Here is a 10,055-nt window from a genome sequence, read left to right on the forward strand (position 1 = left end):
CGGTCCACCGGCTGAGCGAGGTGCGCAATCGCCACAGCGTCTCTCCCCTTTGGAGGGTTCATGCGGGTCGGAAGACGGATTCTTCGCACAGCACTCACGTTCGGCTCGGCGTTCGGGCTGGCAGTCGGCGGGTCGGTCCTCGCGGTGGCCTCGGCGCCCGCCGCACAGGCGGCCACCACGTGCGCCACGGCGTGGAGTTCGGCCACCGTCTACACCGCCGGACAGCAGGCCAGCGAGAACGGGACCAACTACACCGCCAACTACTGGACCCAGGGCAACGACCCGGCGACCAGCAACGGCGGAAGCGGATCCGGACAACCGTGGACGTCCAACGGTGCATGTACCGGCGGATCGTCAGGGGGAGGGGGAGGCGGAGGAGGGACCGGATCCGGAACGGGTTCGGTGAACGGCCTGCTCTTCAGCCCGTACAAAGACGTCACCATCAACATGAACTGGAACACCTACCAGATGCAGTCGGCCGTGACCGGGTCCGCCCTGCCGGTGGTGGGTTCCGGGAGCCTGGTGTCGCAGTACATCCCGAAGCTGCCCGCGCTCACGCTCGCGTTCGCCACCGGCTCCTGCGGCAGCGAGACCTGGGGAGGTGTCTCCGGTGCCAACTGGGCAGCCGAGAACGTGCCCCAACTCCAGGCCGCCAACCTGAATTACGTCGTGTCGACCGGCGGTGCGGCTGGAACCTTCACCTGCGACTCGACGGCCGGCATGGAGTCCTTCATCGCCCGCTACGCCAGCCCGAATCTGGTCGGCATCGACTTCGACATCGAAGGCGGCCAGAGCCAGTCGGACATTCAGAACCTGGTCGCCGCAGCGGCGGGAGCACAGGCGCAGTACCCGAACCTGCAGTTCTCCTTCACGCTCGCCACGCTGGGCGCGTCCGACGGCAGCTACGGCGGAGTGAACTCCCTCGGCAACGAGGTCGTCCAGGCGGTGCTCGGCTCCAGCCTGAACAAGTACGTCATCAACCTGATGACCATGGACTACGGCAACGCGTCCAGCAGCGTGTGCGTCGTTTCCTCCGGCAGTTGCGAGATGGCGCAGTCGGCGATCCAGGCGGTGCAGAACCTCGAGCACACCTATGGAATCCCGGCGAGCAAGATCGCCGTCACGCCGATGATCGGCATGAACGACGCCACCAGTGAGAACTTCACCACCGCGGACGTGGGCACGCTGACGTCGTACGCGGTCAGCAACGGCCTGGCCGGGCTGCACTACTGGTCGCTGGACCGGGACACGCCCTGCTCCGACACGTACGCGTCTCCCACCTGCAACTCTGTATCCAGCACGACACCGCTGGAATACACCGACCAGTTCCTGAGCGACCTCGGGGACTGACGAAGAACCCAGAGCGGGCCGCGCACCGAACTACCGGGCGCGGCCCGCCTGTTCAACGGGGGACGTGCTCGGCCCCAGCCGGTAAAGGTCTCTTCGCCGAGCGGGTGGCGAATGCCGGCAGTGTGGCCGGCGCCGCCGGCGGTACGGAGCGGGGGGCCGACGCACGACCCGTTCGGTGACGGCGAGTTTCTCCAGCTCGTCGCGCACCTGTTCAAGCTGCTGGCCCAACTCAGCGCCGTGGGCGCGCGCTGGACTGCCCGATCTCTGACGCTCAGACATCGCCGTCCCCGCACAGGCGGGGCGGCGACCGCCGGAATGACCTTGAAGCCGCCTTCCAGAGGCCTCATCTCCCGGATCGCCGACCAGATCGAGCGCAGCCTGCCGTGGACGACGTTCTCGGCGTGCGGGCCCTTCGGGGCCTTCGGGGCCGGGGAACCGCCGGGCCGTCCGGGTGGTGTGCGGGACACGGACGCACGCCTCGGGTACGTGTGCGAGCGGCACCCCGCGTCGACGGGGGCAAGAGACCGGCAAGAGATCCATCGCACCCTGGAGAGCCTGTGCCCACTGCCCGTACCAGCATCGGTGCCACCGCCCTGACGCTCACCCTCGCCTGCGGCACCCTTGCCGTGCCGGCCACAGCCGCCACCCCCACCGCCCAGACCACGGCGACTTGCCCCATCGGGGCGAACGACATCTACGGCGCCCTGCTCGCCCAGGCCAGAGCCCGCGCCCGCAGCGCCGCCTCACGCGCGGCGGCCGTCCCAAGAAGCCGCACCACGCACAAGGTCAACGCCTACGTCAAAGACGCAGCATTCCAGGCCGCACGCGCCGATGGGACCATCAGTGTGCAGGTTGCTGACGACGCGGCTTTCCTTGCCGCCCACGCCGCTTTCATGGCGGTGCTCTTCGGCTTTGACAGCATTTTCGCCAACCCCGTGTACCCCACAGCGTTCAAGGCCGAGCTTTCGGCCCGACGGGCCAACGAAAAGCCTGACGACGTGGTGTTGGCCAATGCGGCTGCAAGCGCCGAGAACGAGGCGGTCGTGGTCAGCAACAGAGCCCTCGGCGCCCCGCCCGTCACCGTCATCCCTCCGGTCGTGCCGTAGCGGCCGGGCACGGGTCAGCAAGACGCGACGCGGGTTCGCTCGGGCTCTGGGTAGGAGGCGCGCTTCCTGGAACGCCGACACCAGCGGCGTCTCTACATCCACTACTCCAACCCCGACACGCGGCGCGGTCGGGCTGGCGGTCACCCGCCATCGTGAGGGTCGGAGAGGTGCAGCGACTCGGGGAAGGAGTGCTCGACCAGGCGTTGCAGCAGCGTGTGCACGGTGACCTGTTCCTCGGCCGAGAGGACCGCGAACATCTCCCGCTGGACGTCGTCGACCACCTGCTGGGCGCGGGCGGCGAGCGTGCGGCCGGTGTCGGTGATCCGGAGTTCGAGGACGCGGCGGTTGGTCGGATGCGGGCCGCGTTCGATCAGTCCACGGGAGATGAGGGCGTTCACCGCCGCGCCCATGGACTGGGCGGTGAGCCCGGACCGGCGGGCGATCTCGGCGCTGGAGATGCCAGGGGTCAGGGCCACCTGTACCAGGGACCGCAGCTGGGCCAGATTGAGGTCGAGCGGTCGCAGCGCGCGTTCCAGCCGCTGGGCAGTGGCCTGACCGAACTGCCAGGCCAGGTACCCGGTGCGGGTGGACGGGTCGTAGATCACCGGCGAGACTCCACTCTCGGGAATGTAAGGCACCTGATAATATGTTGCTACATTATCAGGAACCTTACATTATCTGGAGAGGGCTGCCTGCCGTGTCCCCTGTCTCGCCCGCCGAGTCGGCCCTGCGTTCCGAGCACGCGCAGTACCCCGCGTACGCCGGGCAACCGGAGCACGCCGAGGGCGCACCGCGCCGGCACCGCGCCCACGCCATCGATGCCGCCCCGCGGGAACCCCGCGCCACCGGCGCGAAAGGGGTCCTGCTTCCGGCGCTGATCGTGCTGGTCATCGGCTCGATCTTCGTCGGCGTCTACCTCGCCGCCTTCCACGCACCCCAGCCGCACCGCTTGCCGGTGGCCGTCGTCGGCTCCTCCCAGACTCAAGGCCAAGTCGAGTCCGCACTGGACGCGGCGCAACCCGGTGGCTTCGACGTCCAGGGCTATCCGGACCCGGCGGACGCCCGCGCCGCGCTCGCCCACCGCGCCGTGTACGCCGCCTACATAACCACCGGCGCCACCCCGGAGCTGCTGTACGCGGGCGCCAACGGCACGGGCGTGACCGCCACAGTGACCGGCGCCTTCGGGGCGGTGGCCAAGGCGGGCGGGCAGCAGCTGACCGCCCGGGACGTCCTGTCCTCCTCCTCCGGCGACACCCGCGGCCTGTCCGTGTTCTACGCGGCCTTCGGCGTGATCCTGGCCGGCTTCATGTTCGGCACGACGACGTATCAGCTGGCGCCGCGCCTGGAGTACCGCTGGCGGATGCTCAGTCTGCTGATCTTCGGGGCTCTCGGCGGAGTGATGGTCGCCCTGGTCGCGGGGCGTGCCTTCCACGCGCTGCCCGGTCCGTTCGCCGGTATCGCCGGCGTGGTCGCGCTGATGGCGATTGCCGCAGGCGGCGCCACCATGGCGCTGATCCGCCTGCTCGGCCCGGCCGGAGTGAGTCTGAGCTCCGTCGTGCTGCTGATCCTCGGCAACGCCAGCAGCGGCGGCATCCTGCCGGCCGACTACCTGCCGGGCTGGCTGTACCCGTTGCACGCGATCCTGCCGGTCGGTGTCGGAGTCCGGACCATCCAGGGGCTCGCGTACTTCGGTCACGACGGGCTCGCACTCGGCATCACCGTCCTGAGCGTCTGGATCGTCGTCTGCGCGGTGGTGCTCTACCTGCGCGACGTGTGGTCGGTACAGGCCCGCAGGTCCTGAGCTCCTTTTGACGACGCCTCATGCCGAGAACGACGGATGAGGCGCGGGGGGCCGGACCGCAGCCGACCTCCGCTTCCGCGCGATCCCGTCCCCTCGCACCCGGGGCGGCATTCCGGGGAGATGATGCAACGTCAAGTCCTTTCCGGATGCGCTACAGAGGCCGCGTTGCACCTCTCACCTGGGCGAAACCTGCTCTGTTCAGGGGCATCAGGGGCGCGCGGCAGGTTCCACCGGTCAATGGATCTGGCGCGCTTCATCGCACTGCGTCCGTCTGGTGGCCGGCCGGGGGCTCGAACGGGTGGTGATGTGGGGGGCGGGCGGCGGGTGTCCCCTTTCATCCGCTACGGATTCCTACGCTGCTCTCTGGGCCGGTTTGGTGCTGTCGGGTTTCGCCGGGCTGGGCCGGCGCCGGGCCGGGGCGCGGCGCGACCTCGTGGTTCGTTTTTCATCCGCTTTTGGAGGTTGTGGTGCTCAGACATCGCCGGCGGGCAGGGGCGCCGACTCTGAAGGAGCTTGTTCCGGTGCGGGGGCAGGGTGGGTCGGTGGCGCGGGCCGTCCAGTGCGTGGTCCTGGCAGCGGCGGGGACGCTCGGCCTTTCGTCGACCGGTCAGGCGGCCGCTGCGGGTCATTCCCGCGCGGCCCAGGACAGCGCAGCCGCGATGGTCTGGAACCAGGGTGTGCACGCGCGGGCGACGAATCCCTCTGGCCAGTTCGCCTACGTCACCAACAGTGACTCGAACTCGGTTTCGGTGATCGATACCCGCACGAACACGGTCACCGCCACCATCGGCGTCGGCCGCACCCCGTTGGGGGTGGCGGTGGCGCCTGACGGTGCCCACGCCTACGTCGTCGACCAGGGCTCGCGCGAGGTGTCGGTGATCGACACCCGCACGAACTCGGTCACCGCCGCCATCGGCGTCCGCAGCGCCCCGGGCTGGGTGGCCTTTGCTCCGGACGGTGCCCACGCCTACGTCACCAATCAGCTCTCGACCTCGGTGTCGGTGATCGATACCCGCACCAACACGGTCACCGCCAACATCGACGTCCCCGACGGGCCCTCGGCCGGGGTGGCCGTGGCGCCGGACGGCGCCCACGTGTACGTCACCAATTTCACGGGCCGGCAGGGCTCGGTGTCGGTGATCGACACCCGTACCAACACGGTCACCGCCACCATCGGCGTCGGAGACCGCCCGATCGCGGTGGCCGTGGCGCCGGACGATGCCCACCTCTACGTCACCAACGAGTTCTCGAACTCGGTTTCGGTGATCGACACCCGCACGAACACGGTCACCGCCACCGTCGGCGTCGGCCTCAGCCCCGTCGGGGTGGCGGTGGCGCCGGACGGCCTGCATGCCTACGTCACCAGTCCCGCGCGTGCAGGCTTGGTGTACGTGATCGACACCCGTACCAACACGGTCACCGCCACCATTGACGTGGGCTACCGGCCGTACGGAATCGCGGTAGCGCCGGACGGCACCCACGCCTACGTCACCAGCCGCAGCATGGACTCGGTGTCCGTGATCGACACCCGCACCAACACGGTCACCGCCACCACCAGCGTCGGCCGCAGCCCGTACGGGGTGGCCGTAACACCGAACCCACCCTCAACAACCTGCCCACCGGCCTGACCGACAACGACAACCCCGTCCCCGCACAGATCATCACCCTCACCGACGGGGCCAGGCCCCCTGGCCCCGTGCACTTCCCCCACGTTGCAGCACCCGCAGACCCGGGCTCACGGGGTGCGCAGTGGGGCCGTGAGCACTCATCTGCGGACTGGCGCTCCAGGCAACGCTGGAGCTGACCCGCCGCGTTCGTGATCCGCTCGTGTTCGGCGATGAACTCCTTGGTGAGCGGGAGTTCGCGGCACCCGCAGTAGTGACACACCTGTCGTCTCCGGCTTCTCGGCGCCTTTCAGCGGGTCTCTGCGGTGGCGGGTGGTGGGGTGTCTGCCGCGGCGGGGGTCGGGGTGTCGGCGGGGCGGATGTTCCGCATCCGGCCGATGGCGTAGACGGCTCCGGCCAGGGCCAGGTCGGACAGGAGCATGAAGCCGATCGAGTAGGAGCCCTTGGCGCTGTAGATGGACCCCATGACCAGCGGCGGGACGAAGCCGCCGAGACCTCCGACGGCGCCGACGATGCCGGTGACGCTGCCTCCTGGTCGCCTTGGGCACCTGGCGGATCGGAACCCGTGACCACTGACCCCGCCACCGCCCGGCCACCCGCAACACACCCCGGAACGGGACGCAGAGCACGGGCACGGGCCCCGCAGCAGCCGGAAGCGGTCTGCTACCGGCGGCCCGCCAGGTAGTCCTTGGCCGCCTGCGGGGCCTTGGCCCACGAACCGGAGTCGAAGGGCGGCTGCGGGTCGTACTCGATGGCCAGTTGGAAGGCCTCGGCGGCGATGCGTCCGGCGATCAGCTCGGTCAGCGTGAGTGCCATGTCGATGCCGGAGGAGACTCCGGCTGCGGTGACCGTCGTGCCCTGCACCACGACGCGCTCGGGGGTATAGGAGGCGCCGTAGGACTCCAGTAGTTCGACGGCACTCCAGTGGGTGGTGGCCGCCAGACCCTTGAGCAGGCCGGCAGCGCCGAGCAGCAGCGAGCCGGTGCACACCGAGGTAGTCCAGCCGGTGGTCGCGTCGATGCGGCGGATCCAGGCGAGCAGGGCTTCGTCGGTGACGCTGCGTCGCGCCCCGGGGCCGCCTGGCGCGAGCAGGATGTCGGCGGAGTCGACATCGTCGAAGGAGGCGCCCGCAGTGAGAGTGAGCAGCCCGGCACCGTCCACGACCGGTCCGGCCGCGGATGCCGCGAACACCACCTCGGCCTGCGGCAGCATGCGCAGGACTTCATAGGGACCGATGGCGTCCAGGGCAGTGAAGCCGTCGAACAGCGGGATGACGATGCGCACGATGTGTCCTTCTGGTCAGTTGGTGCCGGTGGAGTGGGAGGATGAGAATCGCTGCCGGTATTCGGCCGGGGTGGACCGGATGGCTCGTTTGAAGCTGCGGTGCAGGGTCTCGACGGTGCCGAAGCCGCAGGTGCGGGCGATGGCCTCGACGGTGGCGCCGGTGGTCTCCAGGAGCCGGCGGGACGCTTCGATGCGCGCGCTCTCCACGTAGGCGGCCGGGGTCCTGCCGGTCTGGGCCTGGAAGAGCCGAGCGAAGTTGCGCTCGCTCATCGCGGCACGCGCGGCCAGGGCCGACACGGTCAGGTCGGCGTCCAGGTGATCCCCGATCCAGTCCTGGAGGTCGCGCAGCGTTGCCCGGGAGGGACGCTGCGCGGCGAGCTGCGTACTGAACTGGCGCTGTCCACCGGGGCGTTGGACGTACATGACGAGTCGGCGGGCGATGCTGCGGGAGAGCTCCGACCCGTGGTCGGCCTCGGCCATGGCGAGGGCCAGGTCCAGGCCGGCGGTGACGCCGGCCGAGGTCCAGACGTCGCCGTCGCGGATGAAGATCGGATCCGGGTCGACCGTGACCTGCGGGTACCGCTGCGCGAGACTCTCGCAGCGGCCCCAGTGGGTGACCGCACGGCGACCGTCCAGCAGGCCGGCCTCGGCGAGCAGGAACGCTCCGCTGCAGACCGACGCCGTACGCCGGGCCCGTTGGGCGGCCTGCCCGAACCAGGCGACCAGGCTGGCGTCCTCGCAGGCCCGGAGGATCCCCGGACCGCCCACGGCGATGAGGGTGTCGATCGGCCCGGTGGCCTGCTCGATCGTCGTCGTCGGAGTGACCGTGATCCCGCCGCTGGAGGCGACGGGCCCGGGGTCGGCGGCGACGATCTCCAGTGCCATGCCCTCGATGTGCCGCCCGACCTGGGTGAACACCTCGTGCGGGCCGGTGAGGTCGAGGATCTGGAAGTCCGGGAAGACAGCGAAGACGATGCGCCGACTGGTCATGACTCCATCGTCGTCGCCCGGATTGATGGCGGCAATGACACGGGTATGACGATTTCTGCCAGTGCGGCGGTCTCAGCAACGACTTCGCTGCCGACGCAGCCCTCGCCTCCAAGCACCCTGACGGTCAGGTGGCCCTCGATCCGCAGGAGGCCACGCCCGCTGCCTAACGCCTGTTCAACTCGGCCACCCGGGCAGCGAGCGAGGCGTGCTCCTGCTCGGCTTCCCGACGCAGGCCCGGGAGCTTGTCACGCTCGGCGATGAAGGCCGCGATCGCCTGCTGTGCCCTCTCGTGGTTGGCCGACTTGCGCCCGTCGGCTGCCTCCACCGCCTCGGCGGCAAGCTTGCGGGCGGTGAGCCAGTTGCCCTGCTCGGGCTGGTGGCGCTGGTCCACCAGGGCGTCCAGCTGGGAGAGTTGGGGGGCGAGCGGCTGATCGACGAGCAGGGTGAGCGGCTGTCCGTCGATCTTCGCCTCGACCCGGTCCGGGGGCGCGGGGCGGGCCTCGGCGAGCAGCCGGTCGGCGAGTGGGCCGACGCCGCCGGACAGCGCGTGCTGGGCGATGGTACGCAGCGGCGAGCTGCCCCGGAGGTCCGCCAGCAGCAGGGTCAGCACGTCGTCGGCCGGGTCGTCCCAGTGCGGTTCCGGCTCGGTCTGCTCGCCGGAGCGCAGGCGGCGTACCTCGGCGGTAAGTTGCCTGGCGCGCAGCAGCAAGGCCTCCTCCTCGGGGGCGCCTTCGCCGATCAGGGAGTCCAGCAGGGCTGCCGAGGGTACGGGGCGGGACTGGTCGGTGGGTGCGGCGGCTTGGAAGAGTCGGCCGAGCTCAGCGAGCTCCCGCACGGCTGCCTTGGCCTGGAAGGTGCGCGCCGGGTCGTACTCGGCCTCCGAGCCGCGCGGACGTGGGCGCAGCGTGGTGTGCAGTCGCTCCACGGCCTCCGCGTCCTGCGTAGGGGCGAGCCAACGCACCACGACATCCCAGCCCGTGTCTCCGTACACGCCGGCCCCGGCCAGCATCCACACCTCCCGTACCGCGACAGTCAGTTGGCCGCCGTCCTGGCCCGCCGGGCCGAGCGCCCGCGCCAACCACGGCACCGCGAGCCCGGGCACCCCGGCGAGCGGCAGGGCCAGCGCCAGGAACAGTCCGGTGCGCTGGGGGTCCGCCCCGGCTGCCTCCTCCAGCGCGGGTCGGGCCGCCTCTCCCTCGCCACGCACCAGAGCGGCGAGCCCGTTCACCGCCTGGGGCAGCCAGTACCCCTGGACCGTCTCGGCCCGCGCCGCGGCGCGCTGCCCCTGCACAAGAGCGCCCAGCAGCGCCCGCGCCCGCTCGCGCGCGGCCGCCGCGGGCGCGTACCCGGCGAGCGCACCCCGCACCTCGGTCAGCTCGACAAAGGCATCGAAGGCCGCGCCCAGCCTGGCCACCTGCCGCTCCAGCGCCTCCTTCTGCGCGGTGACCCGGTGCAACTGGTCCTGCACCCGCGCATCAGCGTCGGCGGCCCGCCCCTCCGCGACCCGCCGCTGCCGGCGGACGTACATGTCCTCGTCCTCGTACCACTTGCGCCTGTTGACCCACCCGTCGGTGTACCAGTCCACGGTCGCCCCGCCCCGCCGCTCGATGTTCGAATCAGGAGCCCGACGCTACCGAACTTGATTGTGCGACGTCGGTGCCGTTGGCGAGTCTGCTGGATCCTTCGACCGTATGAGGCCAGCTCGATCGACTCGGTGTTGATCTGCGGCAGTTGCGGGGTCGGGACGGCGTCTCTCTCCTGTAAGGCGGTGGCCGGAGACGGGGGAGTCCCATCTCCGGCCACCGTTCGCGTCTGCGGTGCGAACGCTGAGGGGCGGAACCTCTCAAGAGGCTGCTACAGATAGGCCTGGGCCGGCTCCTTCTCAGCAGCGGCTGCGCC

The 10,055-nt window shown here is 70.3% G+C and carries 8 protein-coding genes and 1 pseudogene; 4 read left to right on the forward strand and 5 right to left on the reverse strand.

What is annotated here, in order from left to right:
• The first annotated feature begins 60 nt into the window (after positions 1-60).
• Entirely contained in the window at positions 61-1,350 is a 1,290-nt protein-coding gene (locus tag ABH940_RS13305; protein WP_370105332.1) for a carbohydrate-binding protein, read from the forward strand.
• 557 nt (positions 1,351-1,907) lie between these two features.
• Positions 1,908-2,456, forward strand: coding sequence for a hypothetical protein (locus ABH940_RS13310; protein WP_370105333.1), 549 nt, complete (start codon positions 1,908-1,910; stop codon positions 2,454-2,456).
• 140 nt (positions 2,457-2,596) lie between these two features.
• Here ABH940_RS13310 and ABH940_RS13315 read toward each other — a convergent pair whose 3' ends face one another.
• Positions 2,597-3,094, reverse strand: a complete 498-nt coding sequence (locus ABH940_RS13315; RefSeq protein WP_370062942.1) for a MarR family winged helix-turn-helix transcriptional regulator — start codon at positions 3,092-3,094, stop codon at positions 2,597-2,599.
• Positions 3,095-3,153: 59 nt separating this feature from the next.
• Between ABH940_RS13315 and ABH940_RS13320 the strand changes: the two genes are divergently transcribed.
• Complete coding sequence (locus ABH940_RS13320) at positions 3,154-4,257, forward strand: ABC transporter permease (RefSeq protein ID WP_370105334.1); 1,104 nt, start codon at positions 3,154-3,156, stop codon at positions 4,255-4,257.
• A 521-nt stretch (positions 4,258-4,778) separates the two neighbouring features.
• Positions 4,779-5,885 (forward strand): beta-propeller fold lactonase family protein, encoded by a 1,107-nt coding sequence (locus ABH940_RS13325; RefSeq protein WP_370105335.1) that lies wholly within the window; start codon positions 4,779-4,781, stop codon positions 5,883-5,885.
• A gap of 286 nt (positions 5,886-6,171) precedes the next feature.
• Here ABH940_RS13325 and ABH940_RS13330 read toward each other — a convergent pair.
• From ABH940_RS13330 to ABH940_RS13345, 4 genes and pseudogenes are all read right to left on the reverse strand, one after another.
• Positions 6,172-6,471: pseudogene (locus ABH940_RS13330) on the reverse strand (MFS transporter); the annotation flags it as partial.
• A gap of 74 nt (positions 6,472-6,545) precedes the next feature.
• Complete coding sequence (locus ABH940_RS13335; RefSeq protein WP_370062948.1) at positions 6,546-7,166, reverse strand: DJ-1/PfpI family protein; 621 nt, start codon at positions 7,164-7,166, stop codon at positions 6,546-6,548.
• A gap of 15 nt (positions 7,167-7,181) precedes the next feature.
• Positions 7,182-8,156, reverse strand: a complete 975-nt coding sequence (locus tag ABH940_RS13340) for a GlxA family transcriptional regulator (protein WP_370105336.1) — start codon at positions 8,154-8,156, stop codon at positions 7,182-7,184.
• A gap of 163 nt (positions 8,157-8,319) precedes the next feature.
• Positions 8,320-9,741: a hypothetical protein gene (locus tag ABH940_RS13345; protein WP_370105337.1), complete on the reverse strand. Its 1,422-nt coding sequence runs from the start codon at positions 9,739-9,741 to the stop codon at positions 8,320-8,322.
• Positions 9,742-10,055: the final 314 nt, after the last annotated feature.

The organism is Streptacidiphilus sp. BW17 (genome assembly GCF_041262485.1).
Classification (GTDB): Bacteria; Actinomycetota; Actinomycetes; order Streptomycetales; family Streptomycetaceae; genus Streptacidiphilus.

What these genes read in the sequence shown, in the direction of transcription:
- ABH940_RS13305 (WP_370105332.1), top strand. Translation starts at nt 61, where the DNA reads ATGCGGGTCGGAAGACGGATTCTTCGCACAGCACTCACGTTCGGCTCG.
- ABH940_RS13340 (WP_370105336.1), bottom strand. Translation starts at nt 8,156, where the DNA reads ATGACCAGTCGGCGCATCGTCTTCGCTGTCTTCCCGGACTTCCAGATC.